Annotated in this window: 31 protein-coding genes; 21 read left to right on the forward strand and 10 right to left on the reverse strand. The window is 63.6% G+C overall.

From position 1 onward, the window contains the following. The first annotated feature begins 51 nt into the window (after window positions 1–51). The 5 genes from AC2TC0_RS00645 (at window position 52) to AC2TC0_RS00665 (ending at window position 3,059) form a co-directional block, all read left to right on the forward strand. Entirely contained in the window at window positions 52–549 is a 498-nt protein-coding gene (locus AC2TC0_RS00645) for a YHS domain-containing (seleno)protein (protein ID WP_484715559.1), read from the forward strand. 65 nt (window positions 550–614) lie between these two features. Continuing rightward, entirely contained in the window at window positions 615–911 is a 297-nt protein-coding gene (locus AC2TC0_RS00650) for a BufA1 family periplasmic bufferin-type metallophore (RefSeq protein ID WP_484715560.1), read from the forward strand. A gap of 33 nt (window positions 912–944) precedes the next feature. Beyond that, window positions 945–1,850 (forward strand): MNIO family bufferin maturase, encoded by a 906-nt coding sequence (bufB, locus tag AC2TC0_RS00655; protein WP_484715561.1) that lies wholly within the window; start codon window positions 945–947, stop codon window positions 1,848–1,850. Continuing rightward, window positions 1,834–2,580 carry an HvfC/BufC N-terminal domain-containing protein gene (locus tag AC2TC0_RS00660; RefSeq protein ID WP_484715562.1) on the forward strand — a complete coding sequence of 249 codons (747 nt, stop codon included), beginning with the start codon at window positions 1,834–1,836 and terminating at the stop codon, window positions 2,578–2,580. Before bufB ends, AC2TC0_RS00660 begins: the two co-directional genes overlap by 17 nt. 26 nt (window positions 2,581–2,606) lie before the next feature. Next, entirely contained in the window at window positions 2,607–3,059 is a 453-nt protein-coding gene (locus AC2TC0_RS00665; protein WP_484715563.1) for a DoxX family protein, read from the forward strand. A gap of 48 nt (window positions 3,060–3,107) precedes the next feature. Here the strand turns inward: AC2TC0_RS00665 and AC2TC0_RS00670 are convergent, their stop codons facing one another. Continuing rightward, a complete protein-coding gene (locus tag AC2TC0_RS00670; protein ID WP_484715564.1) occupies window positions 3,108–3,635 on the reverse strand; it encodes a TetR/AcrR family transcriptional regulator in 528 nt (175 codons plus the stop codon). Window positions 3,636–3,720: 85 nt separating this feature from the next. On the opposite strand from AC2TC0_RS00670, the gene AC2TC0_RS00675 reads away from it, so the two are divergent. The 9 genes from AC2TC0_RS00675 to AC2TC0_RS00715 all read left to right on the forward strand — a co-directional run bounded on the left by AC2TC0_RS00675 (window position 3,721) and on the right by AC2TC0_RS00715 (window position 10,209). Beyond that, a complete protein-coding gene (locus tag AC2TC0_RS00675; RefSeq protein ID WP_484715565.1) occupies window positions 3,721–4,062 on the forward strand; it encodes a hypothetical protein in 342 nt (113 codons plus the stop codon). 21 nt (window positions 4,063–4,083) lie between these two features. Next, a complete protein-coding gene (locus AC2TC0_RS00680) occupies window positions 4,084–4,845 on the forward strand; it encodes an SDR family NAD(P)-dependent oxidoreductase (RefSeq protein ID WP_484715566.1) in 762 nt (253 codons plus the stop codon). Between the two features lie 13 nt (window positions 4,846–4,858). Beyond that, window positions 4,859–5,158, forward strand: coding sequence for a carboxymuconolactone decarboxylase family protein (locus AC2TC0_RS00685; protein ID WP_484715567.1), 300 nt, complete (start codon window positions 4,859–4,861; stop codon window positions 5,156–5,158). Window positions 5,159–5,179: 21 nt separating this feature from the next. Then, the gene (locus AC2TC0_RS00690; protein WP_484715568.1) at window positions 5,180–5,884 is read left to right on the forward strand and encodes a cupin domain-containing protein; all 705 of its coding nucleotides are present in this window, start codon (window positions 5,180–5,182) and stop codon (window positions 5,882–5,884) included. Window positions 5,885–6,097: 213 nt separating this feature from the next. Next, entirely contained in the window at window positions 6,098–6,238 is a 141-nt protein-coding gene (locus AC2TC0_RS00695) for a hypothetical protein (RefSeq protein WP_484715569.1), read from the forward strand. Beyond that, complete coding sequence (locus AC2TC0_RS00700) at window positions 6,231–7,280, forward strand: HEAT repeat domain-containing protein (RefSeq protein WP_484715570.1); 1,050 nt, start codon at window positions 6,231–6,233, stop codon at window positions 7,278–7,280. Before AC2TC0_RS00695 ends, AC2TC0_RS00700 begins: the two co-directional genes overlap by 8 nt. Beyond that, window positions 7,280–8,167, forward strand: coding sequence for a transposase (locus AC2TC0_RS00705; RefSeq protein ID WP_484715571.1), 888 nt, complete (start codon window positions 7,280–7,282; stop codon window positions 8,165–8,167). Before AC2TC0_RS00700 ends, AC2TC0_RS00705 begins: the two co-directional genes overlap by 1 nt. A 39-nt stretch (window positions 8,168–8,206) precedes the next feature. Next, window positions 8,207–10,027, forward strand: coding sequence for a translation elongation factor 4 (gene lepA / locus AC2TC0_RS00710; protein WP_484715572.1), 1,821 nt, complete (start codon window positions 8,207–8,209; stop codon window positions 10,025–10,027). Beyond that, window positions 10,027–10,209 carry a hypothetical protein gene (locus AC2TC0_RS00715; RefSeq protein WP_484715573.1) on the forward strand — a complete coding sequence of 61 codons (183 nt, stop codon included), beginning with the start codon at window positions 10,027–10,029 and terminating at the stop codon, window positions 10,207–10,209. The genes lepA and AC2TC0_RS00715 overlap by 1 nt, the downstream gene beginning before the upstream one ends. A 78-nt stretch (window positions 10,210–10,287) precedes the next feature. Here AC2TC0_RS00715 and AC2TC0_RS00720 read toward each other — a convergent pair whose 3' ends face one another. Then, the gene (locus AC2TC0_RS00720) at window positions 10,288–10,800 is read right to left on the reverse strand and encodes a hypothetical protein (protein ID WP_484715574.1); all 513 of its coding nucleotides are present in this window, start codon (window positions 10,798–10,800) and stop codon (window positions 10,288–10,290) included. Further along, window positions 10,781–11,122, reverse strand: coding sequence for a hypothetical protein (locus tag AC2TC0_RS00725; RefSeq protein WP_484715575.1), 342 nt, complete (start codon window positions 11,120–11,122; stop codon window positions 10,781–10,783). The genes AC2TC0_RS00720 and AC2TC0_RS00725 overlap by 20 nt, the downstream gene beginning before the upstream one ends. A 141-nt stretch (window positions 11,123–11,263) precedes the next feature. Between AC2TC0_RS00725 and AC2TC0_RS00730 the strand changes: the two genes are divergently transcribed. The 4 genes from AC2TC0_RS00730 to AC2TC0_RS00745 all read left to right on the forward strand — a co-directional run bounded on the left by AC2TC0_RS00730 (window position 11,264) and on the right by AC2TC0_RS00745 (window position 16,652). Then, window positions 11,264–13,306, forward strand: coding sequence for an amidohydrolase family protein (locus AC2TC0_RS00730; RefSeq protein ID WP_484715576.1), 2,043 nt, complete (start codon window positions 11,264–11,266; stop codon window positions 13,304–13,306). Window positions 13,307–13,430: 124 nt separating this feature from the next. Continuing rightward, the gene (locus AC2TC0_RS00735; protein ID WP_484715577.1) at window positions 13,431–14,711 is read left to right on the forward strand and encodes an efflux RND transporter periplasmic adaptor subunit; all 1,281 of its coding nucleotides are present in this window, start codon (window positions 13,431–13,433) and stop codon (window positions 14,709–14,711) included. Then, a complete protein-coding gene (locus tag AC2TC0_RS00740) occupies window positions 14,692–15,405 on the forward strand; it encodes an ABC transporter ATP-binding protein (RefSeq protein WP_484715578.1) in 714 nt (237 codons plus the stop codon). Before AC2TC0_RS00735 ends, AC2TC0_RS00740 begins: the two co-directional genes overlap by 20 nt. Beyond that, window positions 15,402–16,652: an ABC transporter permease gene (locus tag AC2TC0_RS00745; protein WP_484715579.1), complete on the forward strand. Its 1,251-nt coding sequence runs from the start codon at window positions 15,402–15,404 to the stop codon at window positions 16,650–16,652. The genes AC2TC0_RS00740 and AC2TC0_RS00745 overlap by 4 nt, the downstream gene beginning before the upstream one ends. 33 nt (window positions 16,653–16,685) lie before the next feature. Here the strand turns inward: AC2TC0_RS00745 and AC2TC0_RS00750 are convergent, their stop codons facing one another. The 4 genes from AC2TC0_RS00750 to argH form a co-directional block, all read right to left on the reverse strand. Continuing rightward, window positions 16,686–17,462, reverse strand: a complete 777-nt coding sequence (locus AC2TC0_RS00750; RefSeq protein ID WP_484715580.1) for a precorrin-2 dehydrogenase/sirohydrochlorin ferrochelatase family protein — start codon at window positions 17,460–17,462, stop codon at window positions 16,686–16,688. 90 nt (window positions 17,463–17,552) lie between these two features. Continuing rightward, complete coding sequence (gene lysA / locus AC2TC0_RS00755) at window positions 17,553–18,812, reverse strand: diaminopimelate decarboxylase (protein WP_484715581.1); 1,260 nt, start codon at window positions 18,810–18,812, stop codon at window positions 17,553–17,555. 22 nt (window positions 18,813–18,834) lie between these two features. Next, on the reverse strand, window positions 18,835–19,077 hold the full coding sequence (locus AC2TC0_RS00760) for a hypothetical protein (protein WP_484715582.1): 243 nt from the start codon (window positions 19,075–19,077) through the stop codon (window positions 18,835–18,837). Continuing rightward, on the reverse strand, window positions 19,074–20,456 hold the full coding sequence (gene argH / locus AC2TC0_RS00765; RefSeq protein WP_484716447.1) for an argininosuccinate lyase: 1,383 nt from the start codon (window positions 20,454–20,456) through the stop codon (window positions 19,074–19,076). The genes AC2TC0_RS00760 and argH overlap by 4 nt, the downstream gene beginning before the upstream one ends. A 16-nt stretch (window positions 20,457–20,472) precedes the next feature. Between argH and AC2TC0_RS00770 the strand changes: the two genes are divergently transcribed. From AC2TC0_RS00770 to AC2TC0_RS00780, 3 genes are all read left to right on the forward strand, one after another. Next, a complete protein-coding gene (locus AC2TC0_RS00770; protein WP_484715583.1) occupies window positions 20,473–21,033 on the forward strand; it encodes a TlpA family protein disulfide reductase in 561 nt (186 codons plus the stop codon). A 129-nt stretch (window positions 21,034–21,162) separates the two neighbouring features. Next, complete coding sequence (locus AC2TC0_RS00775; protein ID WP_484715584.1) at window positions 21,163–22,371, forward strand: CoA transferase; 1,209 nt, start codon at window positions 21,163–21,165, stop codon at window positions 22,369–22,371. Window positions 22,372–22,473: 102 nt separating this feature from the next. Further along, window positions 22,474–23,685, forward strand: a complete 1,212-nt coding sequence (locus AC2TC0_RS00780; RefSeq protein ID WP_484715585.1) for an acetyl-CoA C-acetyltransferase — start codon at window positions 22,474–22,476, stop codon at window positions 23,683–23,685. On the opposite strand, the gene AC2TC0_RS00785 is transcribed toward AC2TC0_RS00780, so the two are convergent. The 3 genes from AC2TC0_RS00785 to AC2TC0_RS00795 form a co-directional block, all read right to left on the reverse strand. Further along, window positions 23,682–24,683 carry an NAD(P)H-dependent glycerol-3-phosphate dehydrogenase gene (locus AC2TC0_RS00785; protein ID WP_484715586.1) on the reverse strand — a complete coding sequence of 334 codons (1,002 nt, stop codon included), beginning with the start codon at window positions 24,681–24,683 and terminating at the stop codon, window positions 23,682–23,684. The two genes, AC2TC0_RS00780 and AC2TC0_RS00785, sit on opposite strands and share 4 nt — an antisense overlap. 164 nt (window positions 24,684–24,847) lie before the next feature. Further along, on the reverse strand, window positions 24,848–25,150 hold the full coding sequence (locus AC2TC0_RS00790; RefSeq protein ID WP_484715587.1) for a GIY-YIG nuclease family protein: 303 nt from the start codon (window positions 25,148–25,150) through the stop codon (window positions 24,848–24,850). Window positions 25,151–25,195: 45 nt separating this feature from the next. After that, window positions 25,196–26,131 (reverse strand): alpha/beta fold hydrolase, encoded by a 936-nt coding sequence (locus tag AC2TC0_RS00795; protein WP_484715588.1) that lies wholly within the window; start codon window positions 26,129–26,131, stop codon window positions 25,196–25,198. Between the last annotated feature and the right edge of the window lies 1 nt (window position 26,132).

Raw genomic sequence — 26,132 nt, forward strand, 5'->3', positions numbered from 1 at the left:
ATCAGCATCGCGAACGGCGGTGCCCCCCCCGCAAACCGAATGGAGAAAATCATGAACCATCGATTCCTCACCGGGCTCGCCACCGCAGCCGGTCTTGCCATCGCGGCTGCCAACATTGTTGGCTCGCCCGCATTTGCCGTCGTGCCGAACTCAACGTCGGCCGTGAACACCGACGAACAGGGCCTCGCGCTGCATGGCTATGACGCGGTTGCCTATTTCACCAGCGGCAAACCGACCAAGGGCAGCGATCAGTTCAAGGCCGCATACGGCGGCGCGACCTATTACTTCTCGAGCGCCGCGAACCAGAAGAAGTTCATGGCCAACCCGGCCGCCTTTGCGCCGCAGTACGGCGGATTCTGCGCGATGGGCGTTGCCCTCGAAAAGAAGCTCGATGGCGATCCGAACGTCTGGAAGATCGTCGACGGCAAGCTCTACCTCAACGTCAACCAGGACGTTTCGGTGGCGTGGAACCGCGACATTCCGGGCAACCTTGAGAAGGCCAATGAGAACTGGCCGGGCATCAAGAACCGCACCCCCGAATCTCTCTAACCGATCCGCGAGCGCGTTGGCCCACCCGCGTGGGTCAACGCAGCGGTCTAGAACAGGACAAGACAATGAATATCTCTCGTTCCGCCTTCCTTGCCGGCGTCGTCGCCACCGCGCTGGTTGGCGTCGTGGGCGAAGCCTCGGCTCAGAGCAAACCGGCCCGCGAGAAATGCTACGGCATCTCGCTTGCTGGCCACAATGACTGTTCGGCTGGTCCCGGAACTTCCTGCGCCGGAACCTCGAAGGTCAACCACGAAGGCGATGCTTGGAAGCTGGTGCCCAAGGGCACCTGCACCACAATCAAATCGCCTACCTCGCCTACGGGCTTTGGCCAGCTCTCGGCATTCAAGGAAGTACGGCGCTAAGCCATGGGTTCGGCGGCATCCCAATGCGGTACTGTGAGTGCCTCGGGTCGCAATCCGCAGCCTTCGGAAAGGCTGGCTCGCGGTTTCCGGGGTTTGCCGTCGGCGGTCGGCCTCGGGCTGCGCCCGGAACATGCAGCAGCATGGTCCGCAGGCGTGCCCGGGGTCGGCTTTACCGAAATTCACGCCGAGAACTATATGATGGCGGGCGGACCCGCGCTGCGGTTCCTCGACGCGGTGGCCGAGCGCTATCCACTTTCGCTGCACGGTGTCGCGCTATCGCTCGGCGGAGAGGGCCCGCTTGATCGTGACCATCTTGGCCGACTGAAGAAGCTGATAGACCGCTTCCACCCCGTATCCTTCTCGGAGCATCTGGCCTGGTCGAGCCACAAGGGGATATTTTACAACGATTTGTTGCCGGTAGTCTATGACACGGCGACCCTTATCCGCGTCGCGAACCACATCGCCACGACCCAGGAAATCCTGGGCATGCGGCTGTTGCTCGAAAACCCTTCGACCTACGTCACTTTTGCCAGCAGCGACTGGGACGAAGTCGATTTTCTGGAAGAGATTGCGTTACGCACCGGTTGCGGGCTGCTGCTCGATGTAAACAACGTCGCTGTTTCGGCCCACAACCACGGTTATTCACCGGCGGACTATATCGCCAGGTTTCCGCATCATCTGGTTGGTGAGATTCACATCGCCGGGCACGATGAACAGCCCGAGGCGGTGGGCAGCACGGTGCGGATCGACGGCCACGGCAGCCTGGTGAGCGAAAGCGTCTGGAACCTGCTGGGTCAGGCGATCGCAATGGGCGGACCGCGACCGGTTCTGCTTGAACGCGACAATGCCGTTCCCGCGCTGGAGGACCTCCTTCCGGACTTGCAAAGGATAGCGGCGGCGCTCGATGCGGCGGAGGTCGATCATGCCGTCGCAGGATGATTTCGCGCGGGCGTTGATCGAACCCGACCGGCCGCCTCCGCCGGTCATTATCGCGCGCGGTGACCGGTTCGATATCTACCGCAACAATGTTTTCGCAAGTCTGGGCGCTGCGCTGGCAAAGACGTTCCCGGTTGTCGAAACGATGCTCGGCGGCGAATATTTTTCGGCCTTGGCCCTTGCGTTTGCGCGCCAATCGCTGCCGAAGTCTCGGATCCTCGCGGAATATGGTGCCGATTTTCCCGGTTTTATTGCCCAATTCCCGCCGCTTGCCGACTATCCCTTTCTTGCCGACGTCGCGCGGCTCGAATGGTCGCGGATCGAAGCGTTTCGCGCCCCCGACGACGAGCCCGATCGGGGCACGGTGGTTGGAGATGCCCTGCTTAACCGCAGGGTCAAGCTAGGTGCATCGGCGCGGTTGCTCGCATCGCCGCACCCGATCGATACATTGTGGCGCCTGCATCAAACCGATCAACCAGGTGAGCCCGCGCAATGGGACGGCGAGCAGCTCGTCCTGTTCCGCCAGACCGACACACTGGTCCATTGGCGGCTTTTGCCGACCGAGTTCGAATTTCTGGACGGGCTGCGGGACAATCCGTTCCTCGGAGATGCGCTTTGGTCGATCAGCGAGCCAGCGGCGGCGGCGCACGCATTGCGCCTCGTCGTCCAGCTGCTCGAGGCCGGGGCCTTGGTGATCAGTCCTCCGCGTCACGCAGAACCATCGTCGTATTGAACATCGTCACATTGAAAGGCCAAACCATGTCCACTCGAACCCTGCCGAACCCGTTCCGCCATCTCCCCAGTACGCGCGATGTGCTGCCGAGCCTTGTCCAGCTCATGCTGCGCCTTGGCCTTGCGGGGATCTTCTGGTCTTCGGCCCGAACCAAGGTCGAAGGGCTGCTCACCGTTTCGGACAACACCGTCTACCTGTTTGCCGAGGAATACCGCCTGCCACTGCTGTCGCCCGAACTTGCCGCGCACATTACGACCTATGCCGAACATTTGCTGCCGCTGCTGCTGGCTGCCGGACTGGCCTCGCGCTTTGCCGCGTTGGGGCTTTTCATCATGACGTTGATTATCCAGCTGTTCGTTTATCCCGATGCCTTCCTCTCCACCCATCTGGGTTGGATGGCCTTGGCCAGCGCCATCATCATCTACGGGCCGGGCCGCTTCGCGCTCGATGATGTTATCGGCCGGATGCGCAAATCGTAACGGGCGTGGTCAAATTTCGGCCATCGACACGAAACAACGCTCCCCTCATCAGGCGGACAATGGTCTAACCGCAGCCTCGAAAAAATCAGCCCTTTGCTTTGTCACGCTAAGCAACAGCGCGCCCTCCAGCAATGCGACGATGGTCTCTGGCGGCAACGGCAGGGCGGCTTTTGCGTCAGGCGCCGCATACAGCCAATTGACCAGCGCGTCCGAGAACTGCGCTGCCGAACTCTGAACCGCAGGAGGCAAATCCTGGCTGGATGCGCCCAATGCACCGCATAAGCACATTTCGCTTTGCATTGCCGCAAGACGGAACAACGCGATCAGCCGCTCAAGCGCGGCAGGCGCATCGTGCTGCTCGCCAAGAAAGTCGAGCGCTTTGGCGCGGTAACGATCCATCAATGCCAATGCGAGGTCAGCCTTGGTCGGGAAATGATAATGCACGCTGGCACTCTTGATGCCAACGTCTGCGGCCAATTCGCGAAAGCTGAAGCCGTTGTAGCCTGCCGCGCGTGCCCTGACTTCAGCAGCGTTTAGAATGGCTTCTCGGACTGTTTCGCCTGACGGCACGGTCATTATCCTTTCTATCGATAGATAGGGATTGCCAAATGGCTTAGCAAGCACTAGATGCCAGCCTATCAACTGATAGATAGAGGCAAGAATGGCTAGCGCAAAGTCAACACGAAAGGCCGATGTTGTGATCATCGGCGCAGGCCGCGCTCGCGTTGTCGGGCGCAGCAGTGGCCGCCTCAATATTTACGCTGATCCTGTCACCGGGACTTTTCTGGACGCCGAGATGGTCGGCCCAGCGGCGGCACACATCGCTCATCTGTTGGCCTGGGCCATCAAGGCCGGCCGTACGGTCCACCAGATGCTCGACGGTCCTTTCTATCACCCCGCCATCGAAGAAGGGATTCGCACCGCGCTGAGGGCCGTGCGCGATGCGATGGAAGAAACCGCTCCGGCCCATCAACCCTGCCTCGACTGTCGCAGTGCAGGCTGAGAGCAATCAAAGGACTAAAGCATGACCAAAGCCACTCTCATAATCGGTGGGTCGTCGGGCATGGGCCTCGCGACCGCCAAGCTTCTGGCCGGCAACGACCGCACGATCATCATCACCGGGCGCGATGAAGCCAAGCTGGCGGACGCCGCCCGTGCCATCGAAGCGGTCGGCGGACACGCCGAGACCGTCAGCGTCGATCTGCTCGATGACGAAGCCGTCAACACCTTCACGGCGCGCATCGATGCCGATGCACGTCACATCGACCAGCTGGTCAATGCCGCCGGCACCTTCTTTCCCAAGCCGTTTCTGGAACATGGGCGCGCGGACTTTGACGTCTACCACGATCTCAATCGCGCCACCTTCTTCCTCACCCAGGCGACCGCGCGCAACATGGTGCGTCATGGCGGCGGTGCAATCGTCAACATCGGTTCGATGTGGGCACGACAATCCATCAAAGCAACGCCATCATCGGCCTATTCCATGGCCAAGGCGGGGCTGCACAGCCTGACACAACACCTCGCCATGGAACTTGCGGAACACAAGATCCGCGTCAACGCGGTTGCACCGGCGGTAGTGGTGACGCCGATCTACGGTGCCTTCATCGACCCCGCTGCGATCGCCTCGACCCTCGCACAGGGTTTCGATACCTTCCACCCGATTGGTCGGGTCGGTCAGGCAGAGGATGTCGCGCACCATGTTGCCTTCCTGCTTTCCGAAAAGGCGGGCTGGACCACCGGCGCAATCCACGATGTCGACGGCGGAATCATGGCCGGTCGTAACTAAAGGGGGGTGAATCATGTTCGATAATGCCAATCTTAAGGAACTCGGCAAGCTCGGTGCCGCTGCTCCCGCCCAGCGGCAAGCTTTCCAGGCCTGGGAAGAGGCAGTGATGGCGGACGGAGCCCTGTCAAGGAAGCACAAGGAATTGATCGCGGTCGCCGTCGCGCTGGCGACGCAGTGTCCCTATTGCATAGACATCCACGCGAACGCCGCGCGCAAGGAAGGCGCCAGCGAAGCCGAATTGGCCGAAGCAGCCTTCGTTGTCGCCGCGACAAAGTCCGGCGGCGCAATCATCCACGCCGCCCTCTTTGTTTAGGACTGAGAAAGGATCAGAGCCGTGCGCATCAATGCCGATTTCGACCAGCGGATCGTGATCCGCCCCGGCGACACCGATTGGGTTCCGTCCCCCATGGCCGGGGTCGAACGGCAGATGCTCGACCGCATCGGCGGCGAGGTTGCTCGCGCGACCTCCCTCGTCCGCTATGCCCCCAATTCCTACTTTTCGGCGCACAGTCACAGCGGCGGCGAGGAGTTCCTCGTGCTTGAGGGTGTCTTCTCGGACGAGCACGGCGACTATTCCGCCGGCACCTATGTGCGCAATCCGATTGGTAGCAGCCACACCCCGCACAGCAAGGACGGCTGCACGATTTTCGTCAAGCTCCACCAGTTCGATCCACGCGACACCGAGCAAAAGGTCGTGCGCACACGCGACCAAAGCTTCCTGCCGGGCTTGGTTGAAGGGCTCTCGGTCCTGCCGCTGCACGAATTCGAGGGCGAGCATGCTGCGCTGGTGCGTTGGGAACCCGGGACGCGCTTTCACCGGCATCGGCACTGGGGCGGCGAGGAGATCCTTGTCCTAGAGGGCATGTTCGAGGACGAGCATGGTCGCTATCCTGCCGGCAGCTGGCTGCGCAGCCCGCACGGCTCGGAACATACGCCGTTCAGCACCGCTGGCTGCCTGATCTTCGTCAAGACCGGTCATCTCGGTGTCGATGCCGAAAATCCTTTGCGGTCTCTGCGGCGTGTTGCGTCCTCGGCGTGAAACCGCTTTCCTACACCCCCGCTGCGCCCGGCGAGACCATTGACCGGTTCCTTGCGCCCGCTTCCCTTCCCCCCAACAGGCTGCACGGCGGGCCGCATCACGCCGCACTCCTCCCAACATAACAAAAAGTTAACTCGGCGCGCCCCTGCCCCGCTTCTATTCCTTGTGCTGTCTGCAGCATTCCCGCGGCGGACAATGCCAAGGGGATAGTTCATGTCGCCGATTGATATCGATGCCATCCCGATGCTCGAAACCGCCGTCGGCCTTTATGGCTCGCTGGCGCATGCGAGCGACCCGATCGGCCCTTCGATTTTCGAAGTCATCGTAACGCTTGTCCTGATCATCTATGATTGACGAGCCTGAGCGGGGTGGCAGCTGGCCACCACTGGCGGTCACCCCGCTCGCCGCTTCGCGCGCGTCGCGGCATGATCATTATCCGCGCGCGGATGTGGCCCGGCAGCGACAGATACAGACCGAGGCTGCGGCGCTGGATGCGCGGTGGCGCGCCGAAGATTCTGCACCGGGAGGAATCGCTTATGCGATGGAGCATCTCTCGGGCGCCCATCCTGACCGCATCTTTGCCCATCTCGCGCCCTTTATGACCGACCATTGTTGGGTTCAGCAGCGGCTTCGTGCCGCGATTTGGCTTTGCGCCGACGATGCCTTTGCCAGGCCGCCGCTGCGTGTTTTCAGCGGCAATGGACTTAGTGGACTGATCCTCGCTGAGGTAGCGCCGATCACGCTGTCGCTGATGATACGCCCCTTCAATCATCCCGCGCCGCGCGACCCGTCGGTCATCTTCTCGCCGGGGCATGGGCTGACGCAAATTGTGCGCAGCGGCGGCGCAGGTATCAGACGCTACCGGGTCAGGCTGAGCGAGGAAGAACTGGCAGGCAAGTTTCGCCGCGCCACCGCAGCCCCGCTGGAAGACATGGGGCAGGCCCAACTTGCCGACGGCGATCAAATCCGCGTTGATCAGCAAACCGAAAGTTTCAACCTGACTCTCGGCGATAGCGACCTCGTCATGCTGCAATTGTTTGTCCATGCCACCTCGCGCGTGCCGATGCGCGAATACAACCCCGCCACCGGACGGCTGATCCGCGCCGCCGCCGCCGGGCGCGCCACCAGTTTCCGCCAAATGGGCCTCGCTGTGCTGCGCGCCTTTGGCCGCACCGATGCTGCGCCGCACTTTGTCACGGCAGTGGGTGACGATGATTTCGCGATGCGTTGGCAAGCGATGCGCGAGCTTGTCGCGCTCGACCCCCAGTCGGCATTGCCGCACCTCAGCACAATGGCGGCGGACGATCCGCACCCCGAAGTCCGCGCGGCGGCGCAGGCGACACTGACCATATTCCGCGAGCGGACCGCTCGCACGCTGGTCGACGAGCCTGCCTGATGCCGCTGATCCTCAATCCCGGCGCCGTCGCCCCGCTCGACTTTGCCGAGGTAATCGCCCGGCTGGAGGAACGCGGCGTCGATCTGGCCAGCCCCGATGCACTGCCCTCCTATGTTGCACTGCTTGCGGGCCTGTCCGCCAATCGCAGCTTCCTCGCTGACCGCGTCATGGCCGAACTTAAGGCGAGTTACGGCCGTCAGCTCGACGACAATCGCTACAGCGCACAGGTATTTCTGCTCCACCGTAGCGGGCGACGCTTCTTCTTGCGCGCCAATCTGTGGCCCGCCGCGCGCGACTATGCCTATGCCACCAGCGGCCCGGCGGCCTTTTCCTATGAAGTGCCGCACGATCATAATTTCAGTTTCCTGACGGTCGGCCATCTGGGGCCGGGCTATATCAGCGACTATTATGAATATGACGCCGAGGGCGTTGACGGGCGGCTGGACGAGTCGTTGAACCTGACCTTTGTCGAACGCTCCGCGCTCGGCGAAGGCAAAGTCATGCTCTACCGCGCGCACCGCGACATCCACAGCCAGTTGCCGCCCGAAAGCCTGTCGATCAGCCTGAACATCATGGAAGAGGGCGAGCATGTCCCCTGGCGCGACCAATATATCGTCGACCTGGAACGCGGCACCATCGTCAAGCGCCCGACGCTGAGCCAGACCGAAATGCTACTGCGCTGCGCGGTGCATTTCTGTGCCGAGGGGATCGACCTTGCCGACCAGTTTGCCGCGCACCACCCGGTGCCGCGCGTGCGGGCGAATGCCATTGCCGCGCTGGCGGCGGTAGCGGAGGGTGACACGCGGGCAGCAACGTTGGAACGCGGCCTGCGCGATGCCGATGCCCGCGTGCGCGACGATTGTGCGCGCTGGATGGCGCAAGCATAGCTGCTGACAGCCCGCCCGCGCGCTGCTAGTGCGCCGCGCATGACCGAGCTTTCGCGTATCCGCAACTTCAGTATCATTGCCCATATCGACCATGGCAAATCGACCCTCGCCGACCGGCTGATCCAGCACACCGGCGGGCTGACCGCGCGCGAGATGTCGGCGCAAGTGCTTGATAATATGGACATTGAGAAAGAGCGCGGGATCACCATCAAGGCGCAGACGGTACGGCTGGATTACACCGCCAGCGACGGCAATGCCTATGTCCTCAACCTGATGGACACGCCGGGGCATGTCGACTTTGCCTATGAGGTGTCGCGGTCGCTGGCCGCATGCGAAGGCGCGCTGCTGGTGGTTGACGCCGCCCAAGGGGTCGAGGCGCAGACGCTGGCCAATGTTTATCAGTCGATCGAGCATGATCACGAGATTGTGCCGGTGATCAACAAGATCGACCTGCCCGCCGCCGACGTCGACAAGGTGAAGGCCGAGATTGAGGATATCATCGGCCTGCCCGCCGACGACGCCGTGCTGGCCAGCGCCAAGACCGGCATCGGCATTGCCGAAACGCTGGAAGCCATCGTCGCCAAAATCCCGCCGCCCAAGGGCGATGCCAGCGCGCCGCTGACCGCAATGCTGGTCGACAGCTGGTACGACCCGTACCTCGGCGTCGTAATCCTGGTTCGCGTGATCGACGGCACCCTCAAAAAAGGGCAGCAGATCAAGTTCATGCAGGCGGGCACCACCCACCTGATCGACCGCGTCGGTTTCTTCCGCCCCAAGATCGAGCATGTCGACAGCCTTGGCCCCGGCGAAATCGGTTTCATCACCGCACAGATCAAGGATGTGGCGCAGGCGCGCGTCGGCGACACGGTGACCGACGCCAAACGCCCCGCCGCCGCCCCGCTGCCGGGGTTCAAGGAAGTGCAGCCGGTCGTCTTTTGCGGGTTGTTCCCCACCGACGCGAACGACTTCGAAAAGCTGCGCGAGAGCATCAGCAAGCTGCGCCTGAACGATGCGAGCTTCAGTTTCGAGATGGAAACCAGCGCCGCGCTGGGCTTTGGTTTTCGCTGCGGTTTCCTTGGCCTCTTGCACCTCGAGATTATTCAAGAGCGGCTGAGCCGCGAATATGACCTCGACCTGATCACCACCGCGCCGTCGGTGGTCTATAAGCTGAAACTCAGCAAATCGAAGGACGGCGGCCCGACCGAAATGGAGCTGCACAACCCCGCCGACATGCCCGACCCCAACCGCATCGCGGAGATTGAAGAGCCGTGGATCCACGCGACCATCTATGTCCCCGACGAATATCTCGGCTCGATCCTGAAGCTGTGTCAGGACCGGCGCGGCATCCAGACCGGCCTGACTTACGTCGGCGGGCGGGCGCAGGTGCAGTATGAGCTGCCATTGAACGAAGTGGTGTTCGATTTCTATGACCGCCTGAAAAGCATCAGCCGCGGCTATGCGAGCTTTGACTATCACCAGATCGGCCACCGCGCCGGCGACCTGGTGAAGATGAGCATCCTGGTGAACAACGAGCCCGTCGATGCGCTGAGCATGATCGTCCACCGCGGCACCGCCGAAAGCCGTGGGCGCGGCATGTGCGAGCGCCTCAAAGACCTGATCCCGCGCCACATGTTCAAGATCCCCATCCAGGCGGCGCTGGGCGGCAAGGTGATTGCGCGCGAAACCATCGCCGCACTGCGCAAGGATGTGACCGCCAAATGCTATGGCGGCGACGCGACGCGCAAACGCAAATTGCTGGAAAAGCAGAAAGAAGGCAAAAAGCGCATGCGCGAATATGGCAATGTGAACATCCCGCAGGAAGCCTTCATCGCCGCGCTGCGGATGGGGGATGAGGCGTAGTGGGCAAAACCGTCTTCGAACGCCACAAACAGCCATGGACCGCGGCCGAAATCGACAAGCTGCACGCGCTGGCGAAGAAGGGCATGGGGTTGCAGCAAATTGCCAAAGCGCTGACGCGGAGTGAGGAATCGGTGAAGGCGCGGGCGAAGGCCGACGGGGTGACGGTGGCGAAGCTCAGGTAGCGGGGAAGCGCAGAATCTGGCCAAGGGCATTTTTCTGCGTCGAAAGCATGACTTTGCGCGCCAAAACTGATCACCCCATCACCGGTCCATCCACGGCAATTCCCGGCGGCACTGTTCGGTGGCGAAGGTTAGCTGGATGTCGGGGCGGTTGACGTTGGCGCCGGGCAGGTTGCCATAGCGTTGCGGCTGATCAGGCCGGGACCAGTCGCAGGGGCCCGTGAGCAGTTCATAGGCGGCGCGCTTGGCGGGGTCTTGGGCACAGTCGTTGCGGAAATGGTCGCGGATGCGACAGAGTTTTTCGGCAAGGCTTTCGAGCGCACCGCCGGGGGCCGCTTGTGCTTCCTCCTCTGCCCTTAACTCTGCCTCCCATTCGGCGCGCCATTTGTCCTTTAACTGCTGCAGATTGCGCGGCAGGCAGCCGTTGGGAGCCGAAGGGTTGAGGTTGCCGCCATATTCCTGCGGGAAGCGTTGCTGGACCACCCACATCATCGCGCGCGTGTTATATTTGCGGCGTTCCAGGATGACTTCACCATCCTTTATCAGCCGTTCGGGCGTGCCGTGGATGGCGTGGTCAATCAGCGTGTCGAGCACGCGCCGCGCGCCGGCGTCGACCGCCGCTTCCCATGCCGCCGCGAAGCTGTCGGCGCCCCGGGGCCTTGCGCAGCTGGTAGAGTGTGGTGGGCGAGGCATCGATGGCCTTTGCCGCCATCGCCACACTGCCGCACCCCGCGAGATAGGCGATGAAACGGCGCTGGCGGTCTGCCGTCATGCCATTCGATCGCGCCTTCTGACGCGGTACCGGTTCGAACGCATATGGCGGCGGCAGCGCGTCGGGATCGAGCAGCCAAGCCGTGTCGGCTTCGTCGGCCGATGCGGGAAGCGGGGGAACAGCGGGAAGAATGGACTGGGTCATTCGCTGGCCTTTCCTGAGCAGAAAGTCCCTAGATAACCTATTTGGTTATATGTAGGAAAGCCTGCTTTGGATTTGCGCGAGACCTTGTATCCCCGCCCTTGCTGTGGCCTATTCGCGTTGGGATCCTGAGGGGGAAAATAAATGCGGTTCAAACTGTTCGCTGCGCTATTGCTTGGCACGTCATCCATCGTCTTGGCCGAGCCCACACCCAAGGAAAAATTGCTGCAGCCGCCGGCGGAGGCGCAGCATTACACCATCAGCTCGACTGCGGGTAAGCATGGCGATCTGTGGGCGTGGAAGACCAGCGACGGCAAAATCGCGCACCGCATGTCGATGTCGCTGCGCGGCTGGATTACCGAGACCGACCAGACGACGCTGCTGGGGCCCGACGGGCGGCCCACGAATATCGCCATTCGCGGTTTCACCGATTCGGGCGACGCCACGGAAGATTTCAGTGTCGGAGCGGACGGCATCGCGCGCTGGAAAACCGCGGTGGATGAGGGCAGCGCGCCCTTTGCGGGCAAGCGCTATGCGACTTATGGCGGCCCCTTTCTGGCCGGAGCGCTGGATGTCGAGGCGCTGGTCGCGGCGGGCGAGCCGGGGATCGAGCTGTTGCCCGGCGGGCGGGCGAGCATTTCGATCGGCAAGGCGACCGAGATTGATGGCCCAAAAGGCAAGCAGATGGTCAAGCTCGCCTATATTACCGGCCTGGGCTTTGCGCCGTCGCCGGTGTGGCTGGACGCCGACAACCGCTATTTCGGGAACGCCGGGGTGATTTCGGTGCTGCCCGCGGGTTATGAAGCGGTCGGGCCCAAACTTAAGGAAATCCAGGACGCCACCGAAGCGGCGATGGTGCGCGATATCGCGCGCAAGATGCTGAGCGCGGAGAACCGCACGCCGACGCTGGTCGACAATGTGCTGTTGTTCGATGCGGTCGCGGGCCGGTATGTGCCCGGGCGCGCCGTGCTGATCGCGGATGGCAAGGTGGCCGCGGTGGGCACAGCGGGATCAATCAAAGCGCCCGCCGGCGCGGTGACGATCGACGGGCGCGGCAAGACGCTGCTCCCTGGCCTGTGGGATGCGCACCTGCATGTCGGCGGCAGCGACTGGAACCTGCTGCAGAATGTCGCCACCGGTATCACCAATTTCCGCAGCCCGGGGTCGATGATCGATGAATCGGTCAGCATCCTGACGCGCCGCGCAGCAGGCGAACTGATCGCGCCCGATGGCAAGGTGGCGGTGATCATCGACCGCAAGGATCCGCTGGCCGCCCAAGGCGCGCTGACGGTCAGTTCGGAAGCCGAGGCGATTGCGGCGGTGCGCAAGATCAAGGAGGCGGGGCTGCACGGGGCGAAATTCTATACCTCGATGACGCCCGCGTGGATTGCACCCGCCGCTGCCGAAGCAAAGAGGCTGGGGCTGCACGTCAACGGCCATGTCCCCGCCGGGATGCGCCCGATCGAGGCAGTGCGCGCGGGCTATGACGAGATTACCCACATTAATTTCATCATGATGCAGGCGATGCCGCAGCATGTCGTCGACAAGGCAAACACCGCCGCGCGGCTGGAGGGTCCGGCGAAATATGGCAAGGATGTCGATCTCGATTCGCCAGAAATGCGTGCCTTTTATGCCGAGCTGGCCAAACGCGGGACGATCATCGACCCGACCCTGGTGGTGTGGGAAGGCAGTTTGACGTCGGACGGCAGCGCGATTTCGCCCGCCTATGCGCCGTTCGCTGCCATTTCGCCGCCCGCTGTTTCGCGCGGGTGGAAGATCGCCGGCTATCCGCTGTTCGACGGGCTGACGCGCGACGATTTCCGCGCCAGCTTTGCCAAAATGGCGGGTCTCATCGGGCGGCTGCACAAGGCGGGGGTGCCGATTGTCGCAGGCACCGACGGTTATGGGATGGAAATTGTCCGCGAGCTGGAATTGTATCAGCAGGTCGGGATGACCAATGCCGAGGCGGTGCAGAGCGCCACCATCGTGCCCGCGCGGCAATTTGGCATGGCGGACCGCTTCGGTTCGGTCGAGCCGGGCAAAGTCGCCAGCCTGATATTGGTTGAAGGCGATGCGTCGCAGGACATGGGCGCGCTGCGCCGCATCGCGACGGTGTTCCTTGACGGTTACCGGCTCGATGGCGGTGCGCTGCGCAAAGCCAGCGGCTTTAGCGGCATGCCCAAATAGCGGCGCGTCGGTGGGTCCAATGCGTGTGCTATGCGGGATTGGACCGCCGCCCGCATAAGCGCTGGCTATCCCCCATCTCGTTCAATATAGGTCCCAACACGAGTTCAGAATGCGGCGGGACGATATGCTGACGGCCATAGGTACATGGGTTAAGCGGCATCGCGTCTGGTCGGTGATCATTGCGCTGGTGCTGTTGTTCATCGTCTATCGCATCGTCCGCCCCACGCCGCGCGAGTATGAATATGTCAGCGAAGCGGTGACGCGCGGCGAAGTGGTGCGCAAAGTCGCGGCCAGCGGCAAGGTGCGCGCGCTCAACACGATCAAGGTCGGAACCGAAGTTTCGGGCCAGGTGACCAAGGTCTATGTCGATTTCAATTCGCCGGTGCGGGCGGGCCAGGTGCTGGCCGAGATTGACCCGACCCGCGTGCGCGCCCGTGTGCAACAATCGGAAGCGCAGGTCGCACTGGCACAGGCCAATTTGCAGCAAAGCGCCGCCAATGTCGCGCGCGCGCGATCAGAGCTTGAAATCCAAGAACGTGATTTTGCGCGGCAAAGGGAACTGGCCGAACGCGGTTTCCTGTCAAAGGCTGGCCTCGATCTGGCGCAAAGCCGACTGATCAGCGCGCGTAACGCGTTACAGGTGGCGGTGGCCCAGACGCAAAGCGGCAATGCCCAGATCCGCCAGGGTTCGGCCGAGCTGTCGTCGGCGCGGCTGGACATGAAACGCACGGTCATCGTGGCACCCGCCAGCGGCATCATCATCAACAAGCTGGTCGAGCCCGGCACCACCGTCGCCGCCAGCTTTCAGACGCCGAATTTGTTCGAAATCGCCGCCGACACCACCAAGATGCAGGTCGAGGCGTCGGTCGATGAGGCCGATATCGGGCAAATCCGCGAAGGTCAGGCAGTCAACTTCACCGTCGACAGCTACCCCGACACGGTGTTTCGCGCGAAGGTTCGTCAAGTCCGGCAAGCGCCGGTCGAGACCCAGAATGTTGTCAGCTATCTGGTGATTATCGACGTCGCGAATCTGGACGGCAAGCTGCTGCCCGGGATGACGGCCAATGTGGAAATCATCACCAGCGTCAAGGCAAACGTCACCCGGGTGCCGACCAATGCGCTGCGTTTTCGGCCGCGCGTCGCCGACCGGCCCGAGGCGCCAGCGGAAAAGCAGCCAGCCCCGTTGCCCAAAAATGCGCCGCCCCGCCCGGCCGTCTATGTCGCAGGCGACGATCCCTACCAGCCGCAACGACGGATCATCGCGACCGGACTGCAAGGCGACGATTTCACCGAGATATTGTCGGGTCTCAAACCCGGCGACAAAGTGCTTGTTCGTGTCAAATCGCTGAAACCCAAAACCGAAACCGACGACAGCGCAGACGAAGATGCCGACACCGCTGCTTGAAACGCATGATTTGGTGAAGGATTATGTGATCGGCGGCGAAACCGTGCACGCGGTCAACCATGTTTCGCTATCCATCGCCCGCGGCGAATTTGTTGCCATCATGGGGGCCAGCGGTTCGGGCAAATCGACGTTCATGAACATGATCGGTTGCCTCGACATCCCGACATCGGGTCGCTTGTTGCTCGACGGCATCGATACCCGCACGCTGGACAGTGATGCGCTGGCGGAAATCCGTAACCGTAAAATTGGATTTGTCTTTCAACAGTTTAACCTGCTCGCTCGGACCAGCGCGCTCGACAATGTGGCGGTGCCGCTGATCTATGCTGGCCTCGGCTATACCGAGCGCCGCCAACAGGCCCGGGCCAAGCTGGAGGCGATGGGGCTGGGCAACAGGCTTGAAAATACGCCGGCCAAGCTGTCGGGCGGCCAGCAACAGCGCGTGGCCATCGCCCGCGCGCTGGTGACCGACCCGCTGATGCTGTTGGCCGACGAACCGACCGGCGCGCTCGACACGCAAACCTCGCTCGACATCATGGGCATTTTCCAGAAACTGAACGATGATGGTATCACCCTGATTGTCGTGACGCACGAACCCGACATTGCCGAATATGCCGCCCGCCGCGTCGTTTTCCGCGATGGCCGGGTGATCGAAGACGCGCCGGTCAAATCGCGCCGCCGCGCAGACGCGCCGTGAACAGGCTGCTGAATCCGATCGCGGGGTGGGGCGTCAATGTCGCCATCGCGCTCACGGCGCTGCGCACCAATTTGATGCGTTCAATCCTGACGACATTGGGCGTGATGATTGGCGTGTTTTCGGTGATATTGGCCGTGGCGGTGGGCAATGGCGCACAGGTATCGGTGTCCCAGCAAATCGCAACGCTTGGGTCGAACATGGCGATTGTCGTGCCCCAACCCGACAGCGGCGGCGGGCCGCCGCGCCCCAACGACCGCGGGCGACTGACCGAGCGCGACGGGCAGGCCATCATGCGCGAAGTGTCGGGCGTCAGCGCGGTTGCGCCGCAAATCCGCAGCAGCGTGCAATTGATCACACCCGGCCGGTCCGCATCGACACAGGCGACCGGCGCGACGCCCGAATATGGCGTGGTGTCCAACATATCGGCGTCCGAGGGCCGTTTTCTGACCCAGGGAGATGTCAGTTCGGCCGCACGCGTTGTGGTAATTGGCCAGACCGTGGCCGATAAATTATTCCCTGAGACCAATGCGGTCGGCGAAACCGTCCGGATCAACCGCGTGCCCTTTACCGTGGTCGGCCTGCTTGAAAGCAAGGGCAGCAATTTGGGCAACGACAATGACGACCAGATTGTGGTGCCGATTACCACGCTGCGCCAACGCCTGTTGAACACCCCAACGCAGGGGCCTGACGATGTGACCTTGCTGTTCGTAGGTTTTGACGATGAAGACGCGCTGATCGCCGGGCAAAGCGAGATTAAGCGCCTGCTGCGCGACCGGTATCGCGTGCCCAAAGGCAAGATCAATCCCTTCACCGTCCGCACCACAACCGAAATTGCCGAAACAACCGGCGAAGTGACACAGATATTTCAGGCAGTATTGGTGGCTATTGCGTCGATTTCGCTGCTGGTCGGCGGCATCGGGATCATGAACATCATGCTGGTCAGCGTCACCGAACGAACCCGCGAGATTGGGCTGCGCATGGCATTGGGAGCCAAACGCAGCGATATCCGGAACCAGTTTCTGGTCGAGGCCGCGGTGCTATGTGTGATTGGCGGGGCTATCGGCCTGACATTGGCCATGGCGGCGGCGGCCGCTTTTGAAAGTATCGCCGAATTTCCGGCGCCCGTAGGGCTGGATACAGCGATCATGGCGGTGGTGTTTTCGGCGGTGATCGGTTTGTTGTTCGGCGGCTATCCGGCGATCAGAGCATCGCGGCTGTCGCCGATTGAGGCACTGCGGAGCGAATAGCCGCGCTTGCGCTTCAGCAAGACTGGCGCGCCATCACCTTACCGATGTCCGCAGCACGATCACCAATCCGCTCACCGCGTCCGGCACCGCATCGCCCTCAATCCGCGCGGCATCAGCGCGGGCGCGCGACAGGATGGCTTCGGGCACATCGGCGCTGTGGACGACCAAGTCGGCACTGGCGAGCCAGCGGGCCTGCTTGAGGCTCAGGTCATCGGGATCGGCGCTGGCGAGGGTGATGGTTTCGACGCGCGGCGGGGGGTCCGTCCCCGCAGGGGCCGCAAGCCAGGCCGCTACCGCCTCGCCCCCACCCGTGCCCAGCGGGTCGAGCGGAGCGCCGGGTTCGAGCGCGGCATCAATCGCGCGACGGCGCGCGTCTTTGTCAGGATAGCGGCGGCGCAGTGCGGTGCGCGCGCTGGCGAGCGCGGCGGCGAGCGCACCGAGGTCGGAGGGGAGTAGCGCCTCGAGCCGCTGCCGGAGCGCCTTGGCAAGCCCCGCCGATGCGCCGCCGGTACCGATAGCGATGGTCATCGGTGCGCGATCGATGATCGCCGGCGTGGTAAAATCGCACAGATGCGGGCGATCAACGACATTGACGAGCAGTCCGGCGGTGCGGAGTTCAGCAGCGGCGGCAGCGGCGGCGTCCTCCTCATCAAGCGCAACAAAGGCAAGCCGCGGGCCATCGGCGAGGCTCGCGACAATGCGCCCGCCCGCGCGGGTGACCAGGCGCGCCTTGGCGTCCGCCGCTTCGCCTTCGCCAACGACCAACACGGGCTGATCCTTGAGGTTCAGGAAGATGGGGAGCTGGTGCATAGCTCCTCATGTCATTGCGAGCGGAGCGAAGCAATCCAGGGCAGTGACAAGCCGCCCTGGATTGCTTCGCTCCGCTCGCAATGACGAAGGTTAGTCAATCCAGTCCGGAACCCGCTCCGCCGCCATGATGGTTTCGGGCAAGATCCGGTCGGCGACAACAATGTGCCGCGTGCCATCGACCAGCACTTCGGGAACCAGCCCGCGGCTGTTGTAGGTGCTGGCCATCGTCGCGCCATAAGCGCCGGCAGTGCGGAACACGGCAAGGTCGCCAGGGGCCACGGCATCAACATCGCGATCACGCGCGAAGGTGTCGCCGGTTTCGCACACCGGGCCGACGATATTGGCGGTCATGCGCGCGCCCGTCGGCCTTACCGCGACGAAATCATGATAGGCGTCGTAGAGCGCGGGGCGGGCGAGGTCGTTCATTGCGGCGTCGACCACGACCCACGGGTTGGTTGCGCCGGGTTTGACCCACAAAACTTCGGTGAGGAGCACACCGGCATTGCCGACGATGACGCGCCCGGGTTCGAACATCAGCGTGACGTCCCAGTCGCGGGTGACGCGCGCGACCATCGCGCCGTAATCGGCGGGCGTTGGGGGATGTTCGTCGCGGGTATAGGGCACGCCAAGGCCGCCCCCCAGATCGACATGGGTGATCGCATGGCCCGCACTGCGCAGATCCCCGACCAGCGCGCCGATGCGCGTAAAGGCCGCCTCGAGCGGATCGAGGCTGGTCAGCTGGCTGCCGATGTGCAGCGCCAGCCCGCGTAGATTGAGACCGGGTAGCTTCGCCAGCCGGTCATAGATGGCAGGCACTTCATGGAGCGCGATGCCGAACTTGTTCTCCGCCTTGCCGGTCGAGATTTTGGCATGCGTGCCCGCATCGACGTCCGGGTTCACGCGCAGCACGGCGTTGGCGCGGACCCCGCGTGCGGCGGCAATGGCGGCGAGCGCTTCGCCTTCGGGTTCATGCTCGATGTTGAATTGACCGATCTGGCGATCGAGCCCCAGCGCGAGTTCGGCGCGCGTTTTGCCGACCCCCGAAAAGACGATGTCTGCAGGGGCAATGCCCGCCGCGATGGCACGTTCCAACTCGCCGCCCGACACGACATCGGCGCCGAAGCCTTTACGCGCCAGCACGCGCAGCACGCCGAGGTTAGGGTTGGCCTTGATGGCAAAGGCAATGTGCTTTTTGGGCACATCGGCGAGCCCGGCGATGAACGCATCGGCATGGCGTTCGAGCGTCGCGCGCGAATAGACATAGACGGGGGTGCCTACCGCTTCGGCAATGGCGGGCAGCGGCAAATCCTCGGCGTGCATCACGCCGTCCTTGAGCTGGAAATGGTCCATGGGGTGTTCGGGCTCTGAGCGTTTATTGCGGGGGAAGGTCGAATTCGTCGGTCGGGCGTTCTTCGGAGCGGCGCAGCAGTTCGTCGCTGCGCGCGGGTTTGGCCTCGACATCGGGGCTGGTTTGCTGGTCAGGGCTTTCAGGCGCGTCGCTGCCCGCCGGAACCACCGGCGGCGCGGCGCTGGCGAGGCGCTGAAGATCGGCTTTGTTCCCGCACGCAGCGAGCAGGACGCATGCAATCAGCATTAGACCATATTTGCGCGTCATTCGGCCTTCTCCGCAATGAGGCGTGCCTGCCAGGCAGCGACGGCCTCTCTTACCCGCACCGGCGCGGTTCCGCCAGCGCTGGTGCGGCTGGCAACCGAAGCGTCGATGGTGAGCGCGGCGAGCGCCTCCGCCGTGACGCGCGGGTCAATCGCCTGCGCATCAGCGAGCGGAAGATTGGCAAGATCGACCCCCAGCACCTCGGCGCGCGCGACGCAGGCGCCAACAATATGGTGCGCATCGCGAAACGGCGCCCCGCCCTCGCGCACCAGCCAGTCGGCAAGGTCGGTTGCGGTCGAGAAACCGGTGGCGGCCAGCGCGCGCATCCGGTCGGTGCGGAAGGCGATGGTTTCGATCATGCCGGTCATCGCGGCGAGGCTGAGCGCAAGCGCATCATGTGCCTCGAACACCACCGCCTTGTCGTCCTGCAAATCCTTCGAATAGGTGAGTGGCAGCCCCTTGACGATCACGGCCAGCCGCTGGAACGCCGCGAGCAAGAGGCCCGCGCGCCCGCGCACCAGCTCGGCGGCGTCGGGGTTGCGCTTTTGCGGCATGATCGAGCTGCCCGTCGACCAGGCGTCGGGCAGCGCGACAAAGCCGAAGGGCTGGCTCGCCCAATTGACGATTTCCTCGGCGAGCCGCGACAGGTGCAGCGCGGCGATGGATGCGCTGGCCAGATAGTCGAGCGCGAAATCGCGGTCGGATACGGCGTCAATACTGTTCGCCATGGGCCGGTCGAAGCCCAGTGCCGTCGCAGTGGCGGCGCGGTCGAGCGGGAAACTGGTGCCTGCAAGCGCGGCGGCCCCCAGAGGGCTTTCGTTCATCCGCGCGCGAGCATCGGCGAAGCGGCTGCGGTCGCGGCCCAGCATTTCGACATAGGCAAGCAGATGATGGCCCAGCGTCACCGGCTGCGCGACCTGCAAATGGGTGAAGCCGGGCATGATGGCATCGGCATGTTCCGCCGCGCAGGCCAGCAGCGCGCGTTGCAGTGCGGCAAGGCTGGCGTCGATTTCGCCCACCGCACCGCGCACCCACAGGCGGAAATCGGTCGCGACCTGGTCGTTGCGCGAGCGCGCGGTGTGCAGGCGGCGCGCGGGTTCACCGATCAGCTCCCCCAGCCGCGCCTCGACGGTCATGTGAATATCTTCGAGCGCCAGATCGACGGGCACATCGCTGGCGGCATATTCTTCGGCGATCTGGGCGAGACCCGCGTCAATCGCTGCGGCGTCGGCGGCGCTGATGATACCCTGCGCGCCCAGCATCGCGGCATGGGCGCGGCTGGCGACGATGTCTTCGCGCCACAAACGCTTGTCGATAGGGATGGAGGCATTTATCGCGCGCATGACGGCATCGGGCCCGCCGGCAAAGCGGCCGCCCCACATGCTGTTCCGGTCCGGAGTGTCGCCCATTCGCCTGATCCTGCTCGCAACGCTGCCATCGCTGCTGCTACTCGCCGGGTGCGATAGGGAAAAGGGCGCGGACGGGCAAGCCGCCGTGCCGCTGGCTCCGCCGACGGCGGGGTTCAAGATCGATCGCAGCCATGCGGGCAAGCCAGCCAGTAGCGCAACCTTCACCGCACCCGATGATGCGCCTGTGACGCTGGCGGCGTTTCGCGGGCGTCCGTTGCTGCTCAACCTGTGGGCGACCTGGTGCGGACCGTGCATCAAGGAAATGCCTTCGCTCGATCGGCTGGCCGCGGACCGCGCGGGCAAGCTGACCGTGCTGGCGGTGGCGCAGGACTTGCAGGGCGCGGTCGCGGTGGATCCGTGGTTCCAGCGCGCGGGATTGCAGCAGCTCCAGCCCTTTCTCGACCCCGCCAATGATCTGCTCGCCGATTACAACAGCCCGTTGCCGGTAACGATTTTGTTTGACGCGCAGGGGCGCGAGGTCTGGCGCATCACCGGCGCGCTGGACTGGCAAGGCGAAGCAGCGCAAAGGCTGTTGGAGGAAGCGGAGTGAGGGGGAAATTTTGCGCAAATTTCGATTTTGCTGTTCTCCGGCAAAAGCCGGAGTCCAGGGCGGTACACGCCGCGCTTGGCAGCCCTGGACCCCGGCGTTCGCCGGGGATCAAATTCGCTAGCTCGACCCATGTATAACCTGCTCCCCGATCTGAGCGTCGTCGAAGTATCCTCCTTCGTCGCCTCGCCCACCGCCGGGCTCTATCTTGCGCAGATGGGCGCGCAGGTGATCCGCGTGGACCAGATTGGCGGGGGCCAGGATTTCAGGCGCTGGCCGGTCACTGCGAACAATGATTCGCTGTCGTGGGAGAATCTCAACCGCGCCAAACAATCGCTGGCGCTCGATCTGACGCGGGGCGAGGGGCGCGAATTGCTAGTGGCGCTGGCGCAGCGCACCGGCAATCTGGTGACCAACCTGCCCGCCAAAGGGTTTTTGGCGCATGAAAAGCTGGCCGCCGGGCGCGCCGACATGGTGACGGTGCGCATCATGGGCTGGCCCGATGGGTCGGTTGCGCTGGATTATACCGCCAACGCCGCCGTCGGTTATCCGGGGCTGACCGGCCCGCTGTCCGACGACGCGCCGGTCAACCATGTAATGCCCGCGTGGGACTTGCTGACCGGGGCCTATGCCGCCTTTGCCATTCTGGCGGCCATCCGGCGGCGCGAAGCCACCGGACTTGGCGGCGAGGTGCGGCTGCCGCTGACCGATGTTGCCATTGGCACGGTCGCCAATATGGGGCGCGTGGCCGAAGTGCTTTATACCGGGCAGGAGCGCGAGCGGCTGGGCAATGCCGTGTTCGGCACCATCGGGCGCGATTTCGTGACGCGCGACGGCGCGCGGATCATGCTGGTTGCGATCAACGAGCGGCAGTGGGAGGGGCTGGTAACGGCGCTGGCGCTGGGCGAGCGGATTGCCGCGCTCGAGGCGGCACTCGGCGTCAAGTTTGCGGGCGATGACGGCCTGCGCTTTACCCACCGCGCGAGCATTTTTGCGCTGATTGAACAGGCGATTGGCGCGCTCGATCATGGCGAAGTCGCGGCGCGGCTGGACGCGCACAGCGTGGTGCATGGCCGCTATCAATCGATGATCGATGCCGTGCGCGATCCGCGGCTGGTGGGTGACAATCCGATCTTTGCGGACCTCACCACCAACCCCAGCGGCTTTGCCTATCCCGCTGCCGGGGCGTTCGCGACGATCCCGCAGGCGAGCCGCCTGTCCCCCGCCCCAGCGCCGCGCAACGGCGAGCATAGCGAGGCAGTGCTGAGCGAGCGGCTGGGGCTGGATTCGGGCGCGATTGCGCGGCTGGTGGATGCTGGCGTCGTGGGGGTAGCAAAGTAATGCCGTCATTGCGAGGAGCGCAGCGACGAAGCAATCTAGGGCGGCGCAAAATGCTCTGGATTGCTTCGCTGCGCTCGCAATGACGAAAGAGAAGGACCGAATATGACCCTGCGCCGTGCTGCCATCGTTTCCCCCTTGCGCACGCCCGTTGGCAAATTTCTGGGCGCGCTCGCCAGCATCAGCGCGGGCGAGCTGGGTGCGGTCATCATCCGCGCGCTGATGGAACGCACGCGGGTGGATCCTGAACGCATCGACGATGTCGTTTTCAGTCAGGGCTATGGCAATGCCGAGGCTCCCGCCATCGGGCGCTGGTCGGCGATGGCGGCGGGGTTGCCGTTGCATGTGCCGGGCTATCAGGTCGATCGCCGCTGCGGGTCCGGGCTGCAATCGGTGGTCGACGCAGCGATGATGGTGCAAACGGGCGTCGCCGACTGCGTGATCGCGGGCGGCGTCGAAAGCATGTCGAATGCCGAGCATTATACGCTGCAAATCCGCACCGGCGTGCGCGCGGGCAATATGGTGCTGCACGACCGGCTAACCCGGGGACGGCTGATGTCGCAGCCGCAAGAGCGCTTCGGGGTGATTTCGGGGATGATCGAGACCGCCGAAAACCTGGCGAAGGATTATGGCATCACGCGCGAGGCGTGCGATGCCTATGCCGTGCGCAGCCACCAGAATGCGGCGCGCGCGTGGACCGAAGGCCTGTTCGCCGACGAGCTGGTGCCGGTCGCAGTGCCCCAGAAAAAGGGCGACCCAATCATGTTCGACCATGACGAAGGCTATCGCGCCGATGCCAGCATGGACGTGCTGGGCAAGCTGAAGCCCATCGAAGGCGGCGTGGTGACGGCGGGCAATGCCAGCCAGCAGAATGATGCCGCCGCCGCCTGTTTGGTGGTGGCCGAGGACAAGCTTGCCGAACTGGGGCTTGAGCCCATCGCCTGGTTCACCGGCTGGGCGGCGGCGGGATGTGATCCCTCGCGCATGGGCATCGGGCCGGTGCCCGCGGTCGAGCGCCTGTTCGCGCGCACCGGCCTGGGCTGGGACGATATCGACGTCGTCGAGCTGAACGAAGCCTTTGCGCCGCAGGTGCTGGCGGTGCTCAAGGGCTGGGGCTGGAGCGACGATGACAGCCGCTTGGGCATGCTGAACGTCAACGGCAGCGGCATTTCGCTGGGCCACCCCATCGGCGCGACCGGCGGGCGCATCCTCGCCAATCTGACCCGCGAACTGGTGCGACGCGGCGGGCGTTATGGCCTCGAGACGATGTGCATCGGCGGCGGCCAAGGGATGGCGGCGATCTTTGAGCGCGCCTAACCCGCGTCCGTCTCTGCCCCCACGTTGGCGCGCAGCAGCCCCCTGAACACTTCGAGCGCGGTTTTGCGCCCTTGCGTTACATCAAGCACATCCTGCGCGATCGGCATGGCGACGCCATATTGCCGCGCGAGCGCAACGACGGTGGGCGCGGCCTTTACGCCCTCTGCCACCATATGCATTTCGGCGATCACCTCGTCGATATGCCGCCCCTTGCCGAGTTCAACCCCGACAGAGCGGTTGCGCGACAGGGTGCTGGTGCAGGTCGCGATGAGATCGCCCATCCCAGCAAGGCCTGCAAAAGTTTCGGGTCGCCCGCCCATCGCGACGCCCAGCCGCGTCACTTCTGCCAGCCCGCGCGTCATTAGCGCCGCGCGCGTATTGTCGCCCGCGCCGAGGCCATCGCCCATGCCGACCGCGATGGCGATGACGTTCTTCAACACGCCGCCAAGTTCGCAGCCCAGCAGATCGGTGTTGGTGTAAACGCGGAACAGGCCCGAGTGGAACAGCGGCTGGAGCGCTTTGACAACAATTTCGTCCTCCATCGACAGCACCGACGCGGCGGCCTGCCCCTGCAAAATTTCGCGGGCAAGGTTGGGGCCGGTCAGCACACCGACGGGGTGGCCGGGCAGAATTTCCATGATCACCTCGGTCATCCGCTTGCCGGTGTCGAGTTCAAACCCCTTGGTCAGGCTGATCACCGGGACCCACGGGCGGATATGCTGGCGCACATCCATCAACACTTGCCGAAAATTCTGGCTGGGCACGCCCATCACCAGCACATCGGCGCCGCGCACCGCTTCACCCATATCGGCAGTCGCGCGCATGGTGGCGGGAAGGGTATAACCCTCAAGATAGCGGCTGTTCTGGCGGTCGGTGTTGATTTCATGCACCGTCTCCGCGTCGCGCGCCCACAGCATCACCGGCGCATTGCGCGAAATCAGCGCGGCCACGGTGGTCCCCCAGCTGCCGCCACCCAATAGTCCGACGTTCAGTTGCATGCACTTGCTCCCTCACCCTAGAGCGATGGTAGGGCGAGATTTGGCCGACTGCAAAGCAAACGGCGTTCGTGCAAGGCCTCTCCGGATTGCGTTGTCGCTACGCTCCTCGCAATGAGGCAAAAGATAATCCCGTCATTGCGAGCGTAGCGAAGCAATCCAGGGCGTTATTCAGCGCCATCCAATATGTCGGGCCACAAATCGCGCCATTGCGGATTTTCAGCTTCGATCAGCGCCAACTTCTTTTTCCTGCTGCCGCCTTTGATCTGCTTTTCGCGCGCAATGGCCGATGCCATGTCGCTGTGCAATTCATACCAGACGAGCAAGGTACAATTGGTTTCCCCTGCAAAACCGCGCCGCAAATTCTTGTGCTGCCACACGCGAGCGACCAGCGCCGATGTGACGCCCGTGTACACCGTGCCGTTGCGCTGGCTCGCCATGATATAGACTGCGGGCTGTCGTTCGCGCATGGCCGCTCTAGGTTGCTTCGCTACGCTCGCAATGACGATGTCAGGTCAATGCCCGTGCTTGGCAAGGAAGCGGCGGAGCACGGCTGCCGTCGCGCCCGGTTTCTCAATCATCGGCACATGGCCAACATCCTCGAAAATCACCGCTTCGCTGCCGGGGATGCCCTTTTCCAGTTCGGCGACGCAGCTGACGTGGATCAGCTGGTCGTGGCGCCCCCAGATCACGAGCGTCGGCACGCGCACCTCGCCGAGCCGGTCATTGAGCGGGCGTTCGTCACCGTCGGCAACGATGGTCCAGAAAATCTGCTCGAGCAGCGCGCTGTGCTGCGACCGTTCCGCGAACACCACGTCCATGAAACGGGCGGGAATGGCGCGCGGTTTGTGCGCGATAAAGCCCATCAGCTGTTTGAGTTCGCCCACGCTTTCGGGGACCAGCGGGCTTTTGTCGGTACGCGGCAGTTTCTGCAGCGTGCTTTCTTCGGCCCCTTTGACCCCGGCATTGTTGACCAGCGTCAACGTGGCAAGGCGGTCGGGATGGTCGAGCGCCGCCTGCAGCGCGATCCACCCGCCCATGCTGTTGCCGACGATGTGCGCCTTTTGCAGCCCGATGGCATCCATGAAGCCGATCAGCCGGTCGGTTTGCGCCTTGATGTCATAGGGCAAGCCGGGATCGCGGACATTGTCGCCGAAACCGACCAGATCGGGGATGATGACGTGATAGCGGTCGGTCAGGTGCGGGGCGAGCATCGCCCAATTGTCCTTGTCCCCGCCAAATCCGTGCACGAGCAGCAACGGCATGGCCCCGCGCGGTCCGCCCTCCAGATAGGGCCAGTCGTGACCGCCGCTATGCGCCGACCGTAGCGTCAGCCGCCCCTTGGCGCGGAGCCGCCCTTGAACAAAGCGCAAGAGCGGGCCGGGAAAGAACCAATAGATAAGGAAGGGGACAAGGATCAGCAGAACCGCAAGGATCAGGATCAGACGCATG

The sequence above is a fragment of the Sphingopyxis sp. sgz302558 genome (assembly GCF_057220455.1).

Excerpts from the sequence above, each read along its gene's own strand:
- AC2TC0_RS00645 (WP_484715559.1), top strand. The coding sequence starts at position 52 with ATGAACCATCGATTCCTCACCGGGCTCGCCACCGCAGCCGGTCTTGCC.
- AC2TC0_RS00650 (WP_484715560.1), top strand. The coding sequence starts at position 615 with ATGAATATCTCTCGTTCCGCCTTCCTTGCCGGCGTCGTCGCCACCGCG.
- AC2TC0_RS00660 (WP_484715562.1), top strand. The coding sequence starts at position 1,834 with ATGCCGTCGCAGGATGATTTCGCGCGGGCGTTGATCGAACCCGACCGG.
- AC2TC0_RS00665 (WP_484715563.1), top strand. The coding sequence starts at position 2,607 with ATGTCCACTCGAACCCTGCCGAACCCGTTCCGCCATCTCCCCAGTACG.
- AC2TC0_RS00670 (WP_484715564.1), bottom strand. The coding sequence starts at position 3,635 with ATGACCGTGCCGTCAGGCGAAACAGTCCGAGAAGCCATTCTAAACGCT.
- AC2TC0_RS00675 (WP_484715565.1), top strand. The coding sequence starts at position 3,721 with ATGGCTAGCGCAAAGTCAACACGAAAGGCCGATGTTGTGATCATCGGC.
- AC2TC0_RS00680 (WP_484715566.1), top strand. The coding sequence starts at position 4,084 with ATGACCAAAGCCACTCTCATAATCGGTGGGTCGTCGGGCATGGGCCTC.
- AC2TC0_RS00685 (WP_484715567.1), top strand. The coding sequence starts at position 4,859 with ATGTTCGATAATGCCAATCTTAAGGAACTCGGCAAGCTCGGTGCCGCT.
- AC2TC0_RS00695 (WP_484715569.1), top strand. The coding sequence starts at position 6,098 with ATGTCGCCGATTGATATCGATGCCATCCCGATGCTCGAAACCGCCGTC.
- AC2TC0_RS00700 (WP_484715570.1), top strand. The coding sequence starts at position 6,231 with ATGATTGACGAGCCTGAGCGGGGTGGCAGCTGGCCACCACTGGCGGTC.
- AC2TC0_RS00705 (WP_484715571.1), top strand. The coding sequence starts at position 7,280 with ATGCCGCTGATCCTCAATCCCGGCGCCGTCGCCCCGCTCGACTTTGCC.
- lepA (WP_484715572.1), top strand. The coding sequence starts at position 8,207 with ATGACCGAGCTTTCGCGTATCCGCAACTTCAGTATCATTGCCCATATC.
- AC2TC0_RS00725 (WP_484715575.1), bottom strand. The coding sequence starts at position 11,122 with ATGACCCAGTCCATTCTTCCCGCTGTTCCCCCGCTTCCCGCATCGGCC.
- AC2TC0_RS00730 (WP_484715576.1), top strand. The coding sequence starts at position 11,264 with ATGCGGTTCAAACTGTTCGCTGCGCTATTGCTTGGCACGTCATCCATC.
- AC2TC0_RS00735 (WP_484715577.1), top strand. The coding sequence starts at position 13,431 with ATGCTGACGGCCATAGGTACATGGGTTAAGCGGCATCGCGTCTGGTCG.
- AC2TC0_RS00740 (WP_484715578.1), top strand. The coding sequence starts at position 14,692 with ATGCCGACACCGCTGCTTGAAACGCATGATTTGGTGAAGGATTATGTG.
- AC2TC0_RS00750 (WP_484715580.1), bottom strand. The coding sequence starts at position 17,462 with ATGCACCAGCTCCCCATCTTCCTGAACCTCAAGGATCAGCCCGTGTTG.
- lysA (WP_484715581.1), bottom strand. The coding sequence starts at position 18,812 with ATGGACCATTTCCAGCTCAAGGACGGCGTGATGCACGCCGAGGATTTG.
- AC2TC0_RS00760 (WP_484715582.1), bottom strand. The coding sequence starts at position 19,077 with ATGACGCGCAAATATGGTCTAATGCTGATTGCATGCGTCCTGCTCGCT.
- argH (WP_484716447.1), bottom strand. The coding sequence starts at position 20,456 with ATGTGGGGCGGCCGCTTTGCCGGCGGGCCCGATGCCGTCATGCGCGCG.
- AC2TC0_RS00775 (WP_484715584.1), top strand. The coding sequence starts at position 21,163 with ATGTATAACCTGCTCCCCGATCTGAGCGTCGTCGAAGTATCCTCCTTC.
- AC2TC0_RS00780 (WP_484715585.1), top strand. The coding sequence starts at position 22,474 with ATGACCCTGCGCCGTGCTGCCATCGTTTCCCCCTTGCGCACGCCCGTT.
- AC2TC0_RS00785 (WP_484715586.1), bottom strand. The coding sequence starts at position 24,683 with ATGCAACTGAACGTCGGACTATTGGGTGGCGGCAGCTGGGGGACCACC.
- AC2TC0_RS00790 (WP_484715587.1), bottom strand. The coding sequence starts at position 25,150 with ATGCGCGAACGACAGCCCGCAGTCTATATCATGGCGAGCCAGCGCAAC.
- AC2TC0_RS00795 (WP_484715588.1), bottom strand. The coding sequence starts at position 26,131 with ATGCGTCTGATCCTGATCCTTGCGGTTCTGCTGATCCTTGTCCCCTTC.